The 20,302-nt window shown below is 54.9% G+C and carries 18 protein-coding genes, 1 tRNA gene and 1 pseudogene; 12 read left to right on the top strand and 8 right to left on the bottom strand.

Annotated features, from left to right (window positions below; translation table 11 throughout):
- Positions 1-82 precede the first annotated feature (82 nt).
- Positions 83-313, top strand: a complete 231-nt coding sequence (locus N6V40_RS12055) for a hypothetical protein (protein WP_262197812.1) — start codon at positions 83-85, stop codon at positions 311-313.
- The gene (locus tag N6V40_RS12050) at positions 313-645 is read left to right on the top strand and encodes a hypothetical protein (RefSeq protein ID WP_262197810.1); all 333 of its coding nucleotides are present in this window, start codon (positions 313-315) and stop codon (positions 643-645) included. Before N6V40_RS12055 ends, N6V40_RS12050 begins: the two co-directional genes overlap by 1 nt.
- Here the strand turns inward: N6V40_RS12050 and N6V40_RS12045 are convergent.
- Positions 642-2,054: an aminotransferase-like domain-containing protein gene (locus N6V40_RS12045; protein WP_131088158.1), complete on the bottom strand. Its 1,413-nt coding sequence runs from the start codon at positions 2,052-2,054 to the stop codon at positions 642-644. The two genes, N6V40_RS12050 and N6V40_RS12045, sit on opposite strands and share 4 nt — an antisense overlap.
- On the opposite strand from N6V40_RS12045, the gene N6V40_RS12040 reads away from it, so the two are divergent.
- From N6V40_RS12040 to N6V40_RS12030, 3 genes are all read left to right on the top strand, one after another.
- The gene (locus N6V40_RS12040) at positions 2,053-3,000 is read left to right on the top strand and encodes a DMT family transporter (protein WP_131088159.1); all 948 of its coding nucleotides are present in this window, start codon (positions 2,053-2,055) and stop codon (positions 2,998-3,000) included. The two genes, N6V40_RS12045 and N6V40_RS12040, sit on opposite strands and share 2 nt — an antisense overlap.
- Before the next feature lie 73 nt (positions 3,001-3,073).
- Positions 3,074-3,967 carry a dihydrodipicolinate synthase family protein gene (locus N6V40_RS12035; RefSeq protein ID WP_207306500.1) on the top strand — a complete coding sequence of 298 codons (894 nt, stop codon included), beginning with the start codon at positions 3,074-3,076 and terminating at the stop codon, positions 3,965-3,967.
- Positions 3,968-4,034: 67 nt separating this feature from the next.
- Complete coding sequence (locus N6V40_RS12030; RefSeq protein WP_131088161.1) at positions 4,035-4,478, top strand: VOC family protein; 444 nt, start codon at positions 4,035-4,037, stop codon at positions 4,476-4,478.
- A gap of 69 nt (positions 4,479-4,547) precedes the next feature.
- Here N6V40_RS12030 and N6V40_RS12025 read toward each other — a convergent pair whose 3' ends face one another.
- Together N6V40_RS12025 and N6V40_RS12020 are read right to left on the bottom strand one after the other, a co-directional pair.
- Positions 4,548-6,563, bottom strand: coding sequence for an acyl-CoA dehydrogenase family protein (locus tag N6V40_RS12025; RefSeq protein WP_131088162.1), 2,016 nt, complete (start codon positions 6,561-6,563; stop codon positions 4,548-4,550).
- Positions 6,564-6,612: 49 nt separating this feature from the next.
- Entirely contained in the window at positions 6,613-7,272 is a 660-nt protein-coding gene (locus N6V40_RS12020) for a TetR/AcrR family transcriptional regulator (RefSeq protein ID WP_131088163.1), read from the bottom strand.
- 73 nt (positions 7,273-7,345) lie between these two features.
- On the opposite strand from N6V40_RS12020, the gene N6V40_RS12015 reads away from it, so the two are divergent.
- The 3 genes from N6V40_RS12015 to N6V40_RS12005 are packed head-to-tail and all read left to right on the top strand — an operon-like array spanning position 7,346 to position 10,840.
- Positions 7,346-8,641, top strand: coding sequence for an acetyl-CoA C-acetyltransferase (locus N6V40_RS12015; RefSeq protein ID WP_131088164.1), 1,296 nt, complete (start codon positions 7,346-7,348; stop codon positions 8,639-8,641).
- A complete protein-coding gene (locus N6V40_RS12010) occupies positions 8,641-9,978 on the top strand; it encodes a 3-oxoacyl-ACP reductase (RefSeq protein WP_131088165.1) in 1,338 nt (445 codons plus the stop codon). The genes N6V40_RS12015 and N6V40_RS12010 overlap by 1 nt, the downstream gene beginning before the upstream one ends.
- Before the next feature lies 1 nt (position 9,979).
- Positions 9,980-10,840, top strand: a complete 861-nt coding sequence (locus N6V40_RS12005) for a MaoC family dehydratase (RefSeq protein ID WP_131088166.1) — start codon at positions 9,980-9,982, stop codon at positions 10,838-10,840.
- Positions 10,841-10,902: 62 nt separating this feature from the next.
- On the opposite strand, the gene N6V40_RS12000 is transcribed toward N6V40_RS12005, so the two are convergent.
- The 5 genes and pseudogenes from N6V40_RS12000 to N6V40_RS11980 all read right to left on the bottom strand — a co-directional run bounded on the left by N6V40_RS12000 (position 10,903) and on the right by N6V40_RS11980 (position 15,571).
- A complete protein-coding gene (locus tag N6V40_RS12000) occupies positions 10,903-12,093 on the bottom strand; it encodes a glycosyltransferase (RefSeq protein ID WP_262197806.1) in 1,191 nt (396 codons plus the stop codon).
- A gap of 66 nt (positions 12,094-12,159) precedes the next feature.
- Positions 12,160-13,203, bottom strand: coding sequence for an alpha/beta fold hydrolase (locus N6V40_RS11995; protein WP_262197804.1), 1,044 nt, complete (start codon positions 13,201-13,203; stop codon positions 12,160-12,162).
- A gap of 44 nt (positions 13,204-13,247) precedes the next feature.
- Positions 13,248-13,331: transfer RNA gene (locus tag N6V40_RS11990), tRNA-Leu, on the bottom strand.
- Between the two features lie 228 nt (positions 13,332-13,559).
- Positions 13,560-14,207 (bottom strand): NADPH-dependent F420 reductase, encoded by a 648-nt coding sequence (locus N6V40_RS11985; RefSeq protein WP_262197803.1) that lies wholly within the window; start codon positions 14,205-14,207, stop codon positions 13,560-13,562.
- An 81-nt stretch (positions 14,208-14,288) separates the two neighbouring features.
- Positions 14,289-15,571, bottom strand: a pseudogene (locus N6V40_RS11980) (Nramp family divalent metal transporter).
- Between the two features lie 242 nt (positions 15,572-15,813).
- On the opposite strand from N6V40_RS11980, the gene N6V40_RS11975 reads away from it, so the two are divergent.
- The 4 genes from N6V40_RS11975 (at position 15,814) to N6V40_RS11960 (ending at position 20,282) form a co-directional block, all read left to right on the top strand.
- Entirely contained in the window at positions 15,814-16,482 is a 669-nt protein-coding gene (locus tag N6V40_RS11975) for a response regulator transcription factor (protein WP_131088171.1), read from the top strand.
- A gap of 179 nt (positions 16,483-16,661) precedes the next feature.
- The gene (locus N6V40_RS11970; protein WP_262197802.1) at positions 16,662-17,912 is read left to right on the top strand and encodes a sensor histidine kinase; all 1,251 of its coding nucleotides are present in this window, start codon (positions 16,662-16,664) and stop codon (positions 17,910-17,912) included.
- Entirely contained in the window at positions 17,905-18,879 is a 975-nt protein-coding gene (locus N6V40_RS11965; RefSeq protein ID WP_131088173.1) for a TAXI family TRAP transporter solute-binding subunit, read from the top strand. Before N6V40_RS11970 ends, N6V40_RS11965 begins: the two co-directional genes overlap by 8 nt.
- Positions 18,880-18,965: 86 nt before the next feature.
- On the top strand, positions 18,966-20,282 hold the full coding sequence (locus tag N6V40_RS11960) for a M20/M25/M40 family metallo-hydrolase (protein ID WP_262197801.1): 1,317 nt from the start codon (positions 18,966-18,968) through the stop codon (positions 20,280-20,282).
- The last annotated feature ends 20 nt before the right edge of the window (positions 20,283-20,302 follow it).

Genomic DNA, 20,302 nt, shown 5'->3' with positions numbered 1-20,302 from the left:
TGGTGTCTCTCGTTTCGTGCAGACTAGGAACTGACCTAGGCTTAAGCGCAGAACCTTATTCCTGCACGATCGGAGAAAACCAGTGGACGCTTTCATCAAAGGCCCAAGCAAGCGCGATGTAGCCGGTATGAAAGCCGCGTTTGGTGACGTTGAGGCCGGCGACGTCCTTTCCGTACTCTACAAAACCACTCGATTCGGCAACTTCCTGATTACAGGTGCCGCGCACGCAACGGTTCTTGACGACGTGATGGTAGGCGGGCTCAACGCTGCCGCTGCCAAGAAAAAGCCAAGGACACTGACGGTGCAGAAGTGATGCAGCGTCAGCCAGATAAGGACGTTCGCGCTTTCCCCGCCATTTTTGAAGGCGACTTTGCGCCAGAAGATATCGAGGTCGCCCAGCTTTCCCACGGAGACTTGGTTGTTGCCTCCTTCAGCCAGAACCCTTATGGCGATTTTGTTGTCACCGGCGTCGTTACTGAAGCGCAGAACGATCACGAGTACTTGATGGTTGGCCCGTGGATCTTGCAGACCGCCCAAGGCCAGGGCTTGCGTTTGCTCTCGGTGCAGCGCGTGGCCGCCAACGGCACCCACGTGGCTCCGGTGCCTACCCGTCGCGGGCTGGTTGAGGTCGACGGGCTGGCTTAGCCGTACTGACTACGCAGGGCTTCGCCGAGAATTCTGGCGCCTTCATCAAAGGCGCCAGGATTTGGCCCCGAATAGTTGAGACGCAAAAATTGTCCAGATTCTTCGGCAGGGAACCAGCTTCCACCCGCAGCAATGGCCAACTTGCGCGTTTCGCAGTCTTGTTCCAACTGCCGCAAGTTGGTGCCATCGGGTAACTGCACCCAAAGGTTTAATCCGCCAGGCGGAACGGACTGCAGGTGAGCTTCGGGGACGTGCCGGTGGAGCGCGTTGATCAGTTGATCTCGTCTATTGGTCAACTGCTGGCGCAATGAACGCAGGTGCGTGCCCCACCCCGGCTGGGTAACAACATCCAAGGCCACCGCCTGCAACGGGCCACTGACGTACATTGACTGTGCCTGGTTATCTGCCAAAATCCGATCACGTGCCGGACCGCGAGCGATCAGCCCGGCCACGCGCACCGCCGGGGAGACACTCTTGGTCAGAGAACGCAGATAAACCACGTGCCCCGTGTCATCGCGGGCGGCCATGGGCGAAGACTCGGTGGAAATCCCGAAGTCCTTGGCCCAATCATCTTCGATCAGAAAAGCGCCACGAGCTTTAACAATCTCTAAAACACGTTCGGACACCAAAGGGGACCACTGTGCCCCTGTGGGGTTTGCAAAATTCGGGTGAGCGTAAAAAGCCCGTGCCCCAGTGCGCTCCAAGGCACGATCCAGTTCGTCGGTGTCTGGCCCGTTAGGCCCAGTTGGGACCGGCACCAAGCTCACACCGACTTGTGCTGCAGCCATAATGGCGCCCCAGTAGGTGGGGGATTCGATGAGCATTGGTTCGCCCTCACCGACCAACGCACGGAAGATAGAGCCCAGTCCGCTTTGGCTTCCAGGCAAAATGACAACATCTCTGGCAGTGGGCGCGCTCAGTCCGGGAAGCAGGTGTTCGTTTAGTTCGGAAGCGAACCATGCTTGTAGCTCGGGAAGACCTGCCGGCTCGGTACGCAGCAGTACCGACTCGGTGCGTGCTACTCGCGCGAAGGCCGACTTCACTAATCTCTGGGGCAACAATTCACGGTCTGGATAACCCGAGTGAAGAGCGATGACATCATTGGGCAACACCCGTTGGCTCGGATGTACCTGAGGCAAATGATTGCGCGTAGCGCCCAATGCTGCGGTCTGCCATCCGTAGTCGTTTGGTCGGGGTACCGGGATAGAGCGCACGAAGGTTCCAATACCCGGGCGTGACTCAATCAGCCCTTGAGTGATGAGAGTGCGTAAGGCTTTTTGAACCGTCACCGGGCTTAGCTCGTAGTCCGCAACAAGTTGGCGGGTGGAGGGAAGCTGGGCGCCGGTTGGTGCAGTGGAAATCCACTCACGCAGTTTCGAGACAAGCCGTTCACTGCTACTGTTAATCATGAAAGACAATAGTACCGCTACTCTGAAAACGCCTCAACCGCTACTGGGGACCTCAGCGGGTTTGATCTGGGGCATAGCTGGCGTCTGCGCCTTCTCGCTCACCGTCCCATTCACCCGAATCGCTGTTTCGGACGGAGGCATGGATCCCTTGTTTGTCGGATCTGGCCGAGCTGTTATTGCCGCAATTTTGGCCACGGCGGCACTTTTACTCACTGGGCAAAGGCCTCCGAACCGCACACAGTGGGCCAGACTGAGTGTTGTAGCCCTGGGCGTAGTCGCAGGTTTTCCTCTGTTGACGTCGTTTGCATTAACCTCGGTCCCGGCCAGCCATGGTGCTGTTGTCACCGCAATTCTCCCAGCAGCAACAGCTGTTGCATCGGTACTGCGAACCAAGGAACGACCTAGATTGCCTTTCTGGCTGGCCGCGGGACTTGGTGCCGTCGTTGCAGTCGTGTTCGCCGCCATTAATGGAGGAGGAATAGCCGGCCTACAAAGCGCAGATATTCTGCTCATTATCGCGGTGATCGTTTGTGCCATCGGCTACGCAGAAGGCGGACTGCTCTCCAGAGAACTAGGATCATGGCAAACAATTTCGTGGGCCTTGGTGCTCGCCTGCCCCATGATGGTTACCCTGACCGCCATCAGTTTGAGCAACAGTATTCCTGCCGGTGGAATTTCGAGTTGGGGTTCCTTTGCCTATCTGGGCATTGTAAGCATGTTCCTCGGATTTGTGGCCTGGTACCGCGGTCTGGCTATTGGGCCAATGTCGACGGTCAGCCAGGTTCAATTGGCTCAACCAGTCATGACGATGGGCTGGGCTGCTCTATTACTGGGCGAACATATCGGTTGGAAAACCCTCTCCGGAGGACTCGCAGTCATTGCGTGCGCGTTGCTGGCAGTCCGCACCAGAAACTCTGATCCTAAATCTACGTTCCTTCGACGCTAGGTGCGTTAGACGTATTTTGCACCTTCGTCTGTCATGATAAATTCACTAGCCAACTATTGGAGTCACATTGAAACTGTTCACCGGTCTGAGCGCATTCCCACTTACCCCGATGAAGGATGAACGAGTGGATGAAGGATCATTCACGAAGCTGATTCAACGATTGAACAAGGCCGGCGTTGACTCGATTACCGCGCTAGGATCCACCGGATCCTATATGTATCTGAGCCGTGAAGAACGCGCTCGCGTAGCGCGCTTAGCAGTCGAACATGCCGGCAACGTTCCTGTGCTTGTAGGCGTCGGTGCGATACGGACGGCCCACGTACTTGAACACATCGATGACGCAAAAGCCGCTGGTGCCGCCGGCGTACTTTTGGCGCCAGTGGGCTATCAAAAGCTGAGTGACGATGAGGTATTTGACCTGTTCCGAGCTGCCACGGAGCACAGTGAGTTACCTGTGGTTGTTTACGACAATCCCGGCACAACTCACTTCGAGTTCAGTATCGAACTCTATGCGCGCATAGCTGCACTACCGGGGATCGCATCAATCAAGATTCCAGGGGTGCCCACCGACCCTGTCGCTGCGAAAGCCCATGTGTCTGCGGTCCGAAAGGTGATTCCGGAGCACGTGAGCATCGGGGTCTCCGGTGATGGATTTGGAGCTGCTGGGCTGATTGCTGGCTGCGACGCGTGGTACTGCGTCATAGGCGGAACGCTTCCGGAACCGGCGCTTGCCATTACACGAGCAGCGCAATCTCAGGATGATGAAGTGGCCCTGCAACTTTCGGGTCAGCTGAATCCAATATGGGAACTGTTTGCTGAATTCGGTGGCAGCCTGAGGGTAACTGCAGCCATCGCCGAACACCTCAAACTGGTGAACCACAATTGCCTTCCGCTACCAGTTCAAGGGCTAAACTCTGAACAACGAGAAAGAGTAGCTCAGGTTCTTAAGGAGCTTCCCGCTAGATAGCCTTTACCTCTAGCCTGGAGCCAGATGAGCAGCTGTTAGCAATCAGAGCATTGGAAGGTTTTCTATCGTGGCACGCATCGTGAGGTTTGATCACATTGGTATCACCGTCGCGGATATCGATGAAGTCGCTAAGTTCTTTGTGAGCCTAGGCCTGAGCATTGAAGGACGAGCCGATGGACTGGAAGGCGAATTTCTTGAAACCGTCAGCGGAGTGCCCAATTCGCGTACGAATATCTTGATGCTCAAGGCCCCCGACAGCGAGGTAGGTATTGAGCTTTCCAGCTTCGAGAAACCGGAGCATGGCCCGGGACAACCGTACGCTATGGCTAATGAACTAGGCCTGAGATCTCTTGCCTTTGAAGTTGATGACATCGTGGCCGTGATATCCGAGCTAGATGCACAAGACTATACATTGATTGGCGGTCTCGGTGAATATGAGGGTGTCTGGAAGATGGCCTACATCAGGGGACCCGAGGGGCTAATTGTTGCCCTGGCCCAACGGCTTTCCTAAACAGCGAAGATCGCTTAAACAAATGTGGCGTCCACACTCATTTTGAGTGTGGACGCCACATTATTGTCTTTAGACAGAAGCCTTCTTTAGCGACTTCTCACTGATCGGAGCATTGTCGCTGGCGCGTAAAGCTCGGAAGTACTCCATCGCCTCGTCTTGACGCTGCGCTTCTCCACCGGAGGAGATGTCGGCACGCAGGTGGTCTTGGGTGTAGCCGAAAGCATCCACCAAGTCCTGAGCGTGTGGACGTAGGCGGGCGAGCAACCGGTTGAGGTAGCCGGGAAGGGTGCGTGCACGCTGCATCGACAGGTGTCCGTTGGCCAAATACCAGCCCAAATCCTCTTCGATCAAGGTCAGCGCAAATACATCGCGCAACCAGGTCACGACCTCTAGGGTTGCTGGATCCTCGATCTTTGCCAGTGCAGCTGTGAATGCTTCCCAACGCAAGAGCTCACCGTGATCTCGTGCCGCAGAAATGAGCAGATCCTGATTCTCGTTGAATGCTGCTGCACCCTTGGCCTTGTCCTTACCAGCCGCACGCAACGCATTAGCTACTTCAGCAACCTTGGCATTGATGCGTTCGGTGAGTAGCGCACGCTGGTTGTCAGCATCCTTGAAGAAGTTAGCGCTCTTACGCTCGTCAGAGGCATCCGCAAATGCTTGGCCAACCTTGCGTAGACCAGAACGGTACAGTGCGGTAGTACCAACCTGTCGAGCAGCGAACAACGCCATGGCACCGTTATCAAGCTTGCGGAACTCCGAAGCGTAGTCGGTCAGCAGACGCTTGCCAACCAACTGAAGCAACACGTTGTTGTCACCTTCAAAAGTGACGTAGACGTCTAGGTCTTGGTAGAGCTGGGTGAAACGGTTCTTTGCGATAAAGCCTGCGCCACCGCAAGCTTCGCGGCTCTCTTGAAGCGTATCCAGCGCGTCCCAAGTGCTCAATGGCTTCAGCGCTGCCGCCAACGTTTCTAGATCTTGGCGATCATCATCGCTGTCTGCGCGGCCGGAGAAGACAGCATCAAACTTGTCCAACAGACCATCGTGAGCAAAGGATGAGGCGTAGGTTCGTGCGATGCGAGTAATCAATCGGCGCTGATGACGCTGATAATCAAGCAACGTGGTCTCTTCGGTATCAGAGGTCGAATTGAACTGACGGCGCTGGTTGCCGTAGGTGACAGCGATCTGCAGAGCAATCTTCGATGCGCTGGTCGCTGCGCCGTCCAATGAAACACGGCCCTGGACCAGGGTGCCGAGCATGGTGAAGAATCGGCGGCCCGGCGAAGAGATCGAGGAGGAGTAGGTTCCATCTGCGTCGACATTGCCGTACCGGTTGAGCAGGTTGGTGCGGGGGACTCGTACGTTGCTGAAGTGCAGGCGTCCGTTGTCGATACCGTTCAAGCCGCCCTTGAGTCCATCGTCTTCGCCGCCAATGCCGGGCATGAAGTTGCCCTGCTCGTCGCGAATTGGAACGTAGAAGCAGTGCACGCCATGGTTGACGCCCTTGGTGATCAATTGGGCGAAAACGGTTGCGGACTTGCCATGCAAAGCTGCGTTGCCAAGGTACTCTTTCCACGCCGCCTTGAACGGAGTGTGAATGACAAATTCGTCGGTGGCTTCGTCGTAGGTGGCGGTGGTGGCCACTGCAGCCACGTCTGAGCCGTGACCAATTTCAGTCATTGCGAAAGCGCCTGGCGTCTGCAGGTTCATTGCATCCGGGAGCCACTTAGCGTGGTGCTCTTCGGTACCAAGGTGAAGTATGGCACCAGCAAAAAGACCCCACTGGACGCCGGCTTTGATCTGCAGTGATGGGTCTGCGGCCACGAGCTCCTCGAAAGAAGCGATGGATCCACCATGATCGTCGTAACCACCGAACTTCTTCGGGAAGGCACGCTGGACAGCTTCTTCTTCAACCAGCAAGCTCAACTGTCCCAGAACGCGTTCGCGGTGCTCATCCATCGCCAATGATGGGTCGCGCTGCAGATCTGGACGTGCGGCGCGTGCGCGAGAAGCCTTGCGAACTTCCGCGTAGGGGCCAAGCAACTGTTCGGCCAGGGCAGTGACGTTGATGCGGTTCTCGCTCATGACGTACCTTTCATTCCTTGATGATTCAGTGAATTCGTTTTTACGATCTTTAGGCATTGATCTCTACCGAAGTTGAGGTGATTCCGTAGGCAAGCCAGTTGGTTAGTTCGAGCGCCATCGCTTCGAGACTCGGCTTTGAATCGGATGCGGGTAGGCGAAGCCATTGTTCTCCAGCTGCACGAACCATTCCCAAGGCTGCTCGGGGCCAAAGGCTCAAGGCAGCGGGGGTGGCTTTTTCGTCATAGAGCTTTAACAGGCGAATGCTAATGAGAGAGGAGGCTTCATCGAAAAAGTCGTTGAGTGCTCCGGCTGATTCATCATCCGCTGATCGCTGTGCGCCTGTGACGAAGTAATACAGATTTGGGCTGTTCGTGGCCAGCTCAAGGTAGGCAGTAACCATGGCGTGTAAGGAGCTGAGTTCTTTGTCCTTGGCCAGGGCTGCGGCGATAACCCTTTCGCGGAAGTCGTTAATGACCTTGGCGCTGAGCGCTTGGCGTAGCCCTTCCTTGTCACCGAAGTATCGGTAATAGACAGGCTTGGAGGTCTTTGCGTGGCTAGCAATGTCTTCCATGGAAACTTGTGGGCCGAGCTTGTGCACGGCCTTACGAGCTAACTTAAGCAGTTCCTCATGGCGAGCGGTGCGATGCGCCTGCCAGCGGACGGCCCGGCCGTCTGTTTCACCTTCTAATACTTCAGTGATCTTGTTCACGTAACTCAGAGTATCATGTACTCTTGGTTACAGTAATACGTGTCACAACAATCTTTGTAGGAGCTTTTTGAACATGAGCCAGCAGTCTGCGCGCAACGCCGTGATCATCGGTGGCAACCGTATCCCATTCGCCCGTTCCAACACCGCCTACGTCAATGCATCAAACCAAGACATGTTCACCGCCGCACTCGAAGGGCTGATTGCACGCTTCGGACTGCAGGGTGAACGCATCGGCGCCGTCAGCGGTGGCGCAGTACTAAAGCATTCCAAGGACTTCAACCTGATCCGCGAATCTGTACTCGGATCCTCCCTGGACCACGCAACTCCTGCCTACGACGTGCAGATGGCTTGCGCGACCGGCATGGAAGCAATCGGTTCCCTGGCAAACAAGATCAAACTTGGTCAGCTTGAATCCGCAATTGGTGGTGGCGTAGACACAACTTCCGACGCACCAATTGCTGTATCGGAAGCCCTGCGTGGCATTCTGCTAGAGCTATCCCGTGCACGCAGCACCAAGGCAAAGCTTGCTGCCCTTGCAAAAATTCGCCCTGCACACTTGGCACCTAACGCACCAGGTACCGGCGAACCGCGTACCGGACTGTCTATGGGCGATCACCAGGCACAGACCACCAAGGCCTGGGGCATCACCCGCGAAGCTCAGGATGAACTAGCTTTGGCCAGCCACAAGAATCTGGCCGCCGCCTACGACCGCGGATTCTTCAACGACCTGGTCACGCCATTTAACGGCCTTGCCAAAGACAACAACATGCGCGCCGATTCCAGCATGGAAAAGTTGGGTAAGCTCAAGCCAGCCTTCGGCAAGAATCTTGGCGACGAAGCAACCATGACCGCCGGCAACTCAACCCCGCTCACCGATGGTGCATCGGCTGTTCTTCTTGGCAGCGAGGACTACGCGCTGAGCCATGACCTACCGATGCTTGCCAACTTTGTGGACTTTGAAGCAGCTGCTGTGGACTTCGTTCATGGCGCCGAAGGTCTACTGATGGCACCTGCGTACGCCACCGCTCGGATGCTCAAGCGCAACAACCTCACCTTGCAGGACTTCGATTTCTACGAGATCCATGAGGCGTTCGCGGGCACCGTCCTTTCGACCCTCAAGGCCTGGGAAGACGAAGAATTCTGCCGCGAGAAGCTCGGACTAGACGCGCCACTGGGCGCTATCGACCGAACGAAGCTCAACGTTAACGGTTCATCGCTGGCAGCAGGACACCCATTTGCCGCTACCGGCGGTCGCATCATCTCCAGCACCGCAAAGATGCTGCACGAAAAGGGTTCCGGACGCGCACTGATTTCTGTCTGTGCCGCAGGCGGACAGGGCGTAGTAGCAATTTTGGAGGCACGTAGCTAATGGCTGATAAGTACATGGAACTCGTAAACACGGGAGCCACCAAAAAGCTGGCCAAGCTCCTTGGCCTCCCACGACCACCGCGCCTACGCCGATACAGCGTTGATAGCCCACTGCTACCAGGCCCGTTGTTGGTGCTGGGTACCAGTGCTCGTGCTCAAGAGCTCAGCGATGTTCTGATCTCTTGGGGACTTGATGTGCGTCGCCATGATGCAGGGGACGCCAAACTTGGTGGTCTGTTGTTGTTGCTTGATGAGGCAGCGCATCCAGAAGAACTTTCACCAAACATGCTTGCCGCAGGTCGCGCCCTACGCCAGCTGCTGCCCGGCGCACGTGTTGTCTCGTTCTCCCGTCCAGCGCTTGCAGAAGATGAACCGGCTCTCGCCGCAGTACGTCAGGGCATCGACGGTGCCATGCGTTCGGTTGGCCGTGAAGTGCGTGCAGGAGCAACCGCCAACGGTATTGTGCTGGAAAATTCCACCAGCATCGTTAGCCCCAGTGCGCTGGCAGCACTTCGCTTCTTCCTCTCGGGTCGTAGCGCCTACGTGGATGGTCAGTTCCTGACCGTGCGTAATGAACAGGGTGTTCTTCCAGAAGACTTCGCCAAGCCATTAGCCGGCAAGGTCGCAGTTGTTACCGGTGCAGCACGCGGTATTGGTGCGGCTATTGCTAGCACCTTGGCCCGCGACGGTGCACAGGTTGTAGTGGTTGATATGCCACAAGCAGGGGATTCCTTGGCCAAGGTGGCGAACTCCATCGGAGCGACTACCCTTCAACTTGATGTCACCGCCGCTGATGCTGCACAGCAGATTATGGATCATGCCATCGGCCGTCACGGCTCATTGGACCTGGTGATCCACAACGCCGGCATCACTCGTGACAAGCTGCTGGCCAACATGGACGCAGCGCGTTGGGATTCGGTCATCGCTGTGAACATCGCGTCTCAGTTGCGTATGAATGAGGCGTTCCTGGCCGCTGGGTTGCCAAACCTTCGTATCGTTTCGTTGGCGTCGACTTCTGGCATTGCTGGAAATCGTGGGCAGTCCAACTACGCTGCATCTAAGGGCGGAGTTATTGGCATGGTGCGTTCCAGCGCCAAACTATTCGAAGCCAACGGCGGCTCCATTGCAGCCGTTGCACCGGGTTTCATCGAAACGGACATGACTTCGAAGATTCCTCTTGGTACGCGCACCGTGGCACGAATGGTGCTTCCATCCCTGATGCAGGGTGGTTTGCCTCAGGACGTGGCCGAGGCGATCAGTTTCTTGGGTTCAGATTCTGCTGCTGGACTCAACGGTCAGGTACTGCGCGTTTGTGGTCAATCGCTGGTGGGTGCCTAAGGTGAGTGCATTGATCGTTTCTGAGATTCCTTCGATGGCTTCGGTGTATACCAAAGCCGTGAAAACTTTGGGACGTAAGCCAAAAAACCCTCAACTCCCGCAGACCGTGTTGGTGTATCAAGGTGCCAAGGCGGATCCGGCGAAGCTCACCGAGTTCCGCAAGGCGGTGAATGCACCAATGAACACGGTTCTGCCCAGCCTCTATGTGCATTCGTTGGCATTCCCGCTAGCCATGTCCTTGATGCTGCGTAACGACTTTCCATTGCCGCTGTTAGGGATGATCCACCTGAGCAATCAGGTCAGGGTTAACCAGCCTCTGGGCGAAGAGGAAGCCTTTGATATTGAGGTGCACAGTGAGAATCTCACCGCTCATGCCAAGGGGGCCACTTGCGATTTGGTGATTCGAATTGTTGTTGAAGGCCAAGACCGCATGCTCTTGCGCAGCACGTTCTTAGCTAAGGGAGTTAAACTCCCTGAATCTCAACCGGTGGCAACAGAGCATCCAGAGTTCGTTGCCCCAGTGCGTACTGCTCAGTGGAAACTTGATAGTGGCACCGGTAGGCGCTGGGCGAAGGTGGCGGGGGACTACAACCCAATTCACCTTTCCGCGTTGAGCGCGAAGGCCTTGGGAATGCCAAGTGCCATCGCTCATGGAATCTATCTGGCCGCTCGTGCCTTAGGTGGGATTGAACCCAGCTCTGGCGACTATTCGTGGAACATTGAGTTCAAAACTCCGGTGGTTCTACCTGCAACGGTAGACCTGGCTTTTGAACGAAATTCAACGGGATATGTGGTTAATGCTTGGCATGCTCGAAAGGGTAAGCCGCACTTCGAACTGGAACTAGCGACGACTGGTCACTGATGAGAAAAGCTCTGGTCTCTGACTCACCAATACGTGAGTTGGAGACCAGAGCTTGTTGCTGATTATCGCTGAAATTGTGATTGCGCCTGGCGATAACTGGCCAGCGTGGCGACACCTGCTCGTTCCCAGGTGAACAATCCGGAATGTTCCAGAGCGCCGTGCCCAGCAAGCGTGATCAACTCTGGGTTTCCGGCAAGTTCGATAAGCTTTTGTGCCCAAAGCTTTACCTCAGGTTCGGCCATTAGCCATCCAGAGACGTTGTTGTTGACCGCATAGGCCAACCCTCCCACGGCGTTAGCTATCACTGGTGTTCCGCATGCTTGAGCCTCCGCCGCCACCAGACCAAAAGTCTCCGAGAGGGAGGGCACAGCAACAACATCACCGTTGGCAAAGGCGAGAGCGAGTTTGTTTGGCTCCAACGGATCATAAAAACGGACCACGTCTTGTAGGCCTTCAGTGCTCACTATCGATTTCAAATCGTAGTCTGAGGATCCGGATAGGGAGCCGAAGAGCGAAGCGGTGATACGCAGGTTTGGAGCTTGTCGTTTGGCCTCACCAATTGCCTGAAGTAAGAGGTGGGCACCCTTCAGCCGTTGCATGCGCCCTGCATAAACTAGATGCAGGTCGTCTTCACCCAGCGGTCGACGCAGCTTGTCTTGGTTTGGGTGGAAGACGCGGTGGTTAACGCCGGGCAGAACTACGTCGAGTTTGTGGGAATCGACTGAATAGAATCGCTCTAGCTGATTCGCCTCAACAGGGGTATTGGCAATAATGCGTGAGCACTCTAGTAGCAACTGTTCTTCGGCAATTTTTCGATTTTCAGGTTCCGCTATTCCTGATTCATGTTCCTTGGCTGCAGCTGAGGTGTGCATCGAAACTACGAGTGGAACAGACCATTGTTTTGCCAGGCGCAGGCCCACCATGCCCGATAGCCAGTAATGCGCGTGAACAATGTTGATCTTCAGCCCGTGCAGATGTTCTGTGATGGCGCTAATCGACGGATCAATAATCGAGGGCAGTTCTTCTTTGGACAACTCCTGCCCGGCAGCGATTTGAATTTGATGCATCCAGACACCTTCACCAACCTGAACGGATTCAGATTCGCCCGCGGTGCGCGTGATCATGTGCACCTCATGACCCAAGGCGCCTAATGCGAAGGAGAGATTCTGAATATAGACGTTCATGCCACCGGCATCGCCTGAGCCAGGTTGTTGCATCGGCGAAGTATGCAAGGACAGCATGGCTATACGCATAGTTTGTGGCTCCAGAAGAGTAGGGGAGTGACCGAAATTTTCCGTCAAAGATCCGTCTTGATGCTATCAAGAAGCGCTATTGATCATTTTCAGATTGGCAGCAGTCCAGAGCTGCACCATTTCTTCGCCTCCGTGTGCATCCCTTTCGGCGATTATCAGTTCCGAATGAGCCCAACCTTGATGCAGTTTCCATGCAGTGCTCACTGGGCTTGAGACGTCGTATCGACCATGGATGAAGACTGCTGGAATATGTTGGATGCGGCCCAAGTTTTCCAAGATCGGAGGATGGCAGAACCCATCGTTGGCCCAGAAATGCGTGGTTAGCCGGGTCATCGTGTGTCTGAATTCTGAATCATTCCATCGTGGGTCGCGCGTGACTTCTTTGTGGCCCAGCGAGATATGGGTATCTTCCCACAGCGCCCATTCATCGGATGCCTGATCACGAAGATCTGTGTCCGCTGACCAAAGCATCGCAGCATACGCCTCCACTAAGCTGATTGTTCCTGATCGGTAGTGCGGCACATGCGCCCCGGCGAACGTTGAGAGCCGATCCCACGCTTCAGGGAAGATCGAACCGACCCCTTCGGTGATCCATTGGATTTCGCTTTGGCTGGTGGTTGTCACCGCGAACAGTACGAGACCACGAACTCGATTCGGATGGGCCAGAGCATAGGCTAAAGCCAGTGTGGAGCCCCAAGAAACGCCGTTGATGATCCACTGCTCAATACCCAGATAAATACGAAGCGCTTCAATGTCGTCGATGAACTTCTGGGTGGTGAAATCATCAGCAAGGACATGCGGATTTGAGGCGGACGGCGTGGAACGCCCACAACCACGTTGCTCAAAACCCACCAGACGTGTGCGGCTCAGATCCCATCGATGACGATAACCCGAAGAGCCTAATGTGCCGCCCGGCCCGCCGTGTAGGTGCAACGCTGGTATTCCATCAGGGGCGCCGAATTCTTCCCAATACAAGCGATGACCGTCATTGACGGTGAGGAAGCCGTGGTCGGACGGTGCGGCTGATTCAGCGGTAGAAGACACGTTCAAATCATAGGCCAGCAGCGCCTGCTTGGTGGATAACCCTGGATCCTCAGAACCATGAAACAAAAAAGAAATCCCGATTGACCTTAGTCAACCGGGATTTCTACCTGTGCGCGAAAGGGGACTTGAACCCCTACCCTCTTTCGAGGACTAGCACCTCAAGCTAGCGCGTCTACCTATTCCGCCACCCGCGCAGGTTATTCGTTGTTCGCGTTGTTATCGCTGGCAACGAAGTAAAACATTACCATCCCCTGCCGATGTTTTCCAATCGGGCAACTCTGCGCCAAATGTGCTGAAAATTCCCGTGAACTCGCGGAAAATCATGGGCTGAGTAGTCCGTTAAGGAGAATTTCTAGCATTTCAGTGTCAAGCGTCACATGATATTTGCATTGCTGACCTAGTGAAGTGGGGTTTTTGTCGCCTCAACGGCTAATTTTTCCGGTGAGTCTGCGCGTAAGCTCATCCACGCCCAGAACTTCATTAAAAATCTCTCCGCCGGGCTCTAGGTGCTTGCCTTCAGCTAGGCTTGAAAGGATTACCGGAAAGAACCCGAGCTGCTCAATGAGGCTGGCAACGACTTTAGCGTCTTGAGCATTGTTGGAAGCCGTGCCAAGGGCGCGCTGAGAAGTCGCTTTTGCCACGCTGTCTGCATCCAAATCCCAATGGCTAATGTGATTCAGCGCTTTGACGAGGCGTGCCTGCGCGAAGCGCTCTGCCACTGCTTCAGAGCTGGACAGGCCCCGCGATAGTGAGTCTTCGAACCATTGCGGTAGTGGCTCATCTTGCCAGCGGTTGGTTGCATCCACGAGCAGGGAGCCTGAAGGGATATCGGGGTCCACCTCGTCCAGTTCTTCTTGGGGCACCATGAGTACAACCAATTCCACGTCGTTAGCGACGTCTTCGGCCGAAACTGCAACGGCCTTAGGAGCATACTGCGCCAAATGGTATTTCATCATCCGTGGAGGACGAGACCCGGCAATGTTCACATCAATTCCGCTGGAGGCCGCTGCTCTGGCTAATGCTGTGCCGGCGCGGCCTGCCCCAAGGATTCCGATTTTTTTGATGCTCATTACCTCAGCTTAAGGGCCTAAGCCGTCGGCCCATGCCAATGTTGCGCATGAATCGACGGCTTAGCGAAATAGTTGGAAAGTCTATCCGGCCCACAATGGAGACAGTGACTTATAAAGCTGCTGAATGCCGAGAATGATGAACAACGCGGCAGTGATAGCCAGAGCGGTATTAGTGTGCCAACGGTTGGCCCACTGCTTGGGAATTCGCTTGCCATTAAGCAATCCCAGAAGCGTCACGGCCAGGAATGGCATGAACAATGCGCCCAGGACACCGTAAGCAAGGATCAGTGCAATCGGCTTGTCCAAAAGGAATAGCACCATCGGTGGGAACGTAAGCCAGAGGACGTAGAACTTGAAGTACTTGCCGCCGGTCATCGTGTCTGGGTGATTGGCCGGACGCTTACGCATGTGGCCCCAGAAGTCAGCGAACATCAGCGATACGCCGTTCCACACGCCGATGATCGAGGAGAAGGAAGCAGCCCAGAATCCAACGAGGAATCCGTTGCCTACCAGAACGCCGTACTTCTGGCGCAGAACTTCTGATAGATCCAGCAGCCCTTCGTCGCCACCGGTGATGGCGACGCCCGCGGACTGAACTACTTCGGCGCCAACGATCAACATGGCAATCACGAAGATACCGGTCATCACGTAGGCCATTGAATTATCAATGCGCATCACGCGCATCCATCTGGGGAGTACCAGCCCTTTTCGCGCAGCCAGTAGCCGTATGCTGCCAGGGTGATCGTTCCGCCGACGCCGCCGGCCAGGGCCAAGGTGTAGACCACGCCACCAGCAGGGATCATCGGAATGAGGCCCTTGAGCATATTGGGCACGTTCGGTACGGCGATGACCGCAAGACCAACAACGGTCACAAACATGATGCCCACGAGCACCGCGGTAATTTTTTCGAAGAACTGATAGCGGCCGAACCAGACCATCACAAAACCGAGCAGGCCCATCAGTACGGCCCAGATCTTCAAATCGATAGCAGGCATGAGCGCTGCCAACGGTAGTGCTGCCGAACTCATGGCGGTAGCACCGTATACAAATCCCCAAATGATGATGTACGGGCCGAAGTACCAGGTAGTCCATTTGCCCAGGGTCTTCCATCCTTCAAAGATGGTCTTGCCGGTCGCTAGGGTGTAACGCCCTGCGCCTTCAACCAAGACAATCTTTAAGATGACACCGAGGATGACCGCCCAGAGTAATGCGTAGCCGTATTGGCTACCGGCAACAAGGGTGGCGACCATGTCGGCTGCGCCAACGCCCGTGGCGGCAACAACCAGTCCGGGGCCAATAATCTTCCAGCGCGGAGGTCCGTCGCTTTCTGATGAGGCGCCGGGCGCCTGGGTGCTTTCGCTCATGAAGTCTTTCCTTTGGTCACAGTGCGAGTCGCTTCGGCTTCCATCGACAGTGATGCGTGCCACAAGCGCAGGAGATCGTTATCCATACTGGTAGTGATTTACGTTACTCGCAAACTGAAGCGCAACTACTTACACTTTCTTAGGATTTGGGGAGCTCAAAAAGGATTTGAGTCCGTCAGCTTGCTAGAATTGACAGGTCATGGAGGATTCAATCCTCGTCTCTGAACGCCAAGGGTGGTGCCGTGCAGCTATTGATCGTCGAAGACGACCAAGCCCTAGCGAACGCGCTCACCGACGCAGTCACAGCTTCTGGGCATCAAGCCAATCATGTGGCAAATGGGGCCGACGCACTCTTGCGGCACCAACAAGCTGAGCTGATTCTCCTAGACCTTGGTCTGCCTGATATTCATGGGCTCGAAGTCCTGCGCAAACTCCGACTGGTGAGCGACGTGCCGGTCATCATTCTTACCGCCCAAGATGATGAACGAAGTGTGGTTCGTGGACTACGGCAAGGCGCTGATGACTTTCTCATCAAACCTGTAGGGCTCAGCGTTCTCTTGGCGAGAATTGAAGCGGTAGCTCGTCGCTCCAAGGCGAGCCAGGGAATCTCGTCACAGCGCATAGTTGCCGGACCGCTACTGATCGACCTAGATAAGCATGAGGCCACGCTCTTGGGGCGCAGCCTTGGCCTGACTGCCAAGGAGTTTGACCTCTTGCATCTGCTGGCACAGCATACTGGTTCTGTGGTGACTCGCGAACAGATCCTTGATCAGCTCTGGGGTGATGCGTTCTTAGCCGTTTCACGCTCGTTGGATGTGCATCTAACGGGACTGCGGTCAAAATTGGCGAGCCCGGGGATGATCATCAATGTGCGTGGTGTTGGTTATCGCCTTGAAGTACCTAACTCGTGAGGTTCAGGGTACTCGGAGTGTTCGGAGCGCTCATTAGTGTAATTGTGGTGCTGCTTTGCGTAGTGCTTGTGCAAAGCGCTAGTCGAGATGTGACTGCAGATGTCCAAGTTAACAGGTTGGCGTCGCTCAACCGGTTCGTCCAGCTTTCATCCCAAGCGCAAAGCAACGACGAATTGAACATGTTGCAGATTGAAATGGACACCTACTGCGAACTTTATGGCGAAGGCCTGCTGATCATTCGGGATGGGAAACGACTTGTTTCTGGAGGTATAGACCCGAACAATTCCCAAGTTCAAGAAGCTGTTTACGCCGCCGGACTCAACTTAGAACAAAGCAAAATTTCCGAGATTAGCCCCTTCTCTAAAACTCAGACGTTGATCACGCGACCCTTTGGAAATTCAGCGCAGGTGCTGGGATCAGTGACGATGCAGGTGAACCTTGAACACGCACGATTGCGGGTTCTGCATATATCGACAGTTCTTGTGCTGATTACACTGAGCATCGGTGCCGGATTCCTGCTTGTGGCCGACCGTCTCACCACTTGGGTATTGCATCCTGTTCACCACCTTGATGATGCCGTTCAACTACTATCCAAGACTCAACGTCCGGTCACCATGGAAGAAGAAGGGCCACCGGAACTACGCAAGTTGTCCCGTTCGGTCAGCCTGATGGCACAAACCATGGCGACAAGTTTGCAACAACAACGAGAACTGATTGCAGAAACTTCGCATCAACTGCGCAACCCCGTAGCAGCCTTGCGACTTCGCGTAGATCTGCTGAACCTGCGTCTATCTAAAGACGAAGATATTGCGGGTTTGAAACTAGTCGAGTTGGAGCTTTCGCGAGTGGAGGCCTTATTGGATGGGGTGCTTCGACTCGCTACGGCAGAACATCGGCTTAATGAACAAGGAGCCGAAGGGCCACTGCCACAGGTTCAGCGACAACCCGAACAGATCAACGTGTGGCAAATAGTTGTTGAAGAAACCGAACGGCAATCATTGGCTGCCGTCGAATCAGGCAATCAACTCTCTACCGCTGTTCCGGAAGGTCCAGCAGGAGAGCTGATGGTGTGGTGCAACAGCTTCGAGTTGCAACAAATATTGGCTGAGTTGCTATCCAACGCCTTTAAATACGCGCCAGGAACCCTGATTACGCTGAGTGTTAATTCACTTCCTACCGCTGTAGAAATCGTCATTGAAGACCACGGCAACGGAATGAGTGAAGCCGACCTCGCACACGCTGGCGAACGGTTCTGGCGAGGAAACAACGACACGACGAGTCCAGGCACTGGGCTCGGTATCGCCATTGTCGATCGTTTGGCAAGGGCCAATTTCGGAGAGCTGAAGCTAACGTCGGATCACGACTCGGGACTACGTGCGGCCATAACCCTACCGCGCGTATCGACATCGGAGGAGGGCCGGCGTGAGTGAAAATAACGGGATAAAGCGACGCACGCTTCTTCGCAGTCTGTTGGGTCTTCCGCTGGCGAGCACACCGATAGTACTTAGCGCCTGCAGCTCACCGAGGCCAACATCAAACTTGGTTATTGCCTCCGGAGAAGAAGGAGGCATGTACTACGAATTTGCGCAGCTCTTGTCCACGGCCATCGAGGATGCTGGCCTTGCTGAAGATGCACAAGTTCTCAGGACGCAGGCAACAGCCCAGAATCTACAGCTTCTTGCCGACGGTAAAGCTCAACTTGCACTGGGTCTAGCTGACACCGTTGCGCAGTTTAATAACGCGAGAGAAGTAGACCAGCAGTTATTGGCGCTCGGCAGGATCTATCAAAATTATTTCCATTGCATCGTGAACGCAGATAGCAGGATCAACACGCTTGCAGAACTGGCCGACAAGAGAATCGGGACAGGGGCACCAGGGTCCGGAACATGGGTAACCGGACAACGAATTTTGAAGGCATCGGGTCTCAAAGACGTTGATCAACCGCCCGTGGAAACCAAGCTTGGATATAGCGCTGGGATTCACGCGCTAGGTCAAGGAAAGATTGACGCACTGTTCCTCTTCGGAGGAATGCCAGTGACGGCACTGACAAAATTAGCCAGCGAGCGGAAGCTAAGACTCCTCGACGTTTCAGCAGTTCTACCTAAATTACGTGAGGCCGACCCGGGCCTGTACGACCAAGTGCTGATTCCTAAAAACACCTATCCAGGCGTTGCGGAGGTCAACACCATTGGTGTGAGCAACCTACTGATGACCCGTACGGATCTACCCAACAAGACTGCTTCAGCAATCGTCAAGATGCTTGCCACACGGTCAACTATGCTCATCCCGTCAGGCAGCGCAGGAATTCAAAACCTGACCGCTGAGACCTTAATTAGCACCGCGGGCCAACGATTACACCCCGGCGCCCGCGAAGCCTACGAACAATTACACGGATAAGTGTTTCATTCGCTCTACCAGCGACGAATTGAGTTCTGCGCACTAGGGTGGTTACTAAAATAACAGCTGCGAAAGGTACTTGCCCGATGACTACTGCTACTGCCATTGAACGTATGGAACAAGAAGCTATAGACATCTGTCGAGATCTGATCAGAATTGATACAACCAACTTTGGTGGCAATAAAGGCGCCGGAGAACTTGAAGCCGCCCAATACGTAGTGCGGCGTTTCGAAGCTGTAGGACTAGAAGCAAAGATTTACGAGTCAGTGCCGGGCAGGGCCAACGTAGTTCTGCGTATCCCTGGAACCGATTCAACGCTGCCAGCACTGATTGTTCATGGGCACCTCGACGTTGTTCCAGCCATTGCTGAAGACTGGAGCGTTGACCCATTTGGGGCCGAGATCATTGACTCAATGATTTGGGGCCGCGGGGCAGTGGACATGAAAAACATGGATGCCATGATCATTGCTGCAATCCTTCATCTACACCGTGAAAATCTCACTCCACGTCGAGACCTCATTATCGCTTTCTTTGCTGACGAAGAAGCTGGCGGAGACTACGGTGCGGGTTGGATGGTAAAAAATCATCCGGACCTGTTTGCCGGCGCCGAAGAAGCGATTAGTGAGGTTGGCGGATTCTCTGTAGACATCAATGGTCGCCGAGCCTACATGCTGCAAACAGCAGAAAAGGGCATCGCGTGGCTCAAGCTCACTGCACAAGGAATGGCAGGTCACGGATCGCAGATTAACGCTGACAATGCGGTGACCAGCTTGGCCGCAGCGGTTCATCGTATTGGCGAGTATCAATGGCCGTTGTCCTATACGAAGACCACCACGTCGTTGATGGAACAAGTCGCTGAACTGACCGGTTTGGAATTTGATCCCGCCAACCCGCAGCCACTGCTTGAAGCCATGGGAAACGTCTCCCGGTTTGTCGGCGCAACGTTGCAAAACACGGCCAACCCATCAGCCTTGCAAGCAGGATACAAACACAATGTCATCCCCGGACAAGCTGAAGCTCTCATCGATTGCCGCACGTTACCGGAAGAACATGAAGCAACATTGGCTACCTTGCGCGAGCTGGCAGGAGACCGGGTTGAGCTCTCCATGGTGCATGAACAAGATTCCTTAGAAGTACCGTTTGCCGGAAAACTCGTGGACAGCATGGTGAAGTCTTTGTTGGATGAAGATCCTGAAGCTATCGTTCTGCCGTACATGCTCTCGGGAGGAACCGACAACAAATGGCTGGCGACCCTAGGCATTACCGGATACGGTTTTGCGCCGCTACAACTTCCACCGGAACTGGACTTCACGGGAATGTTCCACGGCGTAGACGAACGAGTCCCAGTAGATTCGATCAAGTTTGGCGTCCGGGTTCTGGAGAACCTCTTGCGTAGCTACTAATGCTTTCGCGCCTCACTCAT

This window comes from Glutamicibacter sp. M10, assembly GCF_025452055.1.
Taxonomy (GTDB): Bacteria; Actinomycetota; Actinomycetes; order Actinomycetales; family Micrococcaceae; genus Glutamicibacter.
This window is presented reverse-complemented; position numbering and strand designations above follow the sequence as displayed.

What these genes read in the sequence shown, in the direction of transcription:
- N6V40_RS11960 (WP_262197801.1), top strand. Translation starts at nt 18,966, where the DNA reads ATGACTACTGCTACTGCCATTGAACGTATGGAACAAGAAGCTATAGAC.
- N6V40_RS11985 (WP_262197803.1), bottom strand. Translation starts at nt 14,207, where the DNA reads ATGAGCATCAAAAAAATCGGAATCCTTGGGGCAGGCCGCGCCGGCACA.
- N6V40_RS12010 (WP_131088165.1), top strand. Translation starts at nt 8,641, where the DNA reads ATGGCTGATAAGTACATGGAACTCGTAAACACGGGAGCCACCAAAAAG.
- N6V40_RS12015 (WP_131088164.1), top strand. Translation starts at nt 7,346, where the DNA reads ATGAGCCAGCAGTCTGCGCGCAACGCCGTGATCATCGGTGGCAACCGT.
- N6V40_RS11970 (WP_262197802.1), top strand. Translation starts at nt 16,662, where the DNA reads ATGTTGCAGATTGAAATGGACACCTACTGCGAACTTTATGGCGAAGGC.
- N6V40_RS12000 (WP_262197806.1), bottom strand. Translation starts at nt 12,093, where the DNA reads ATGCGTATAGCCATGCTGTCCTTGCATACTTCGCCGATGCAACAACCT.
- N6V40_RS12025 (WP_131088162.1), bottom strand. Translation starts at nt 6,563, where the DNA reads ATGAGCGAGAACCGCATCAACGTCACTGCCCTGGCCGAACAGTTGCTT.
- N6V40_RS12050 (WP_262197810.1), top strand. Translation starts at nt 313, where the DNA reads ATGCAGCGTCAGCCAGATAAGGACGTTCGCGCTTTCCCCGCCATTTTT.
- N6V40_RS12045 (WP_131088158.1), bottom strand. Translation starts at nt 2,054, where the DNA reads ATGATTAACAGTAGCAGTGAACGGCTTGTCTCGAAACTGCGTGAGTGG.
- N6V40_RS12040 (WP_131088159.1), top strand. Translation starts at nt 2,053, where the DNA reads ATGAAAGACAATAGTACCGCTACTCTGAAAACGCCTCAACCGCTACTG.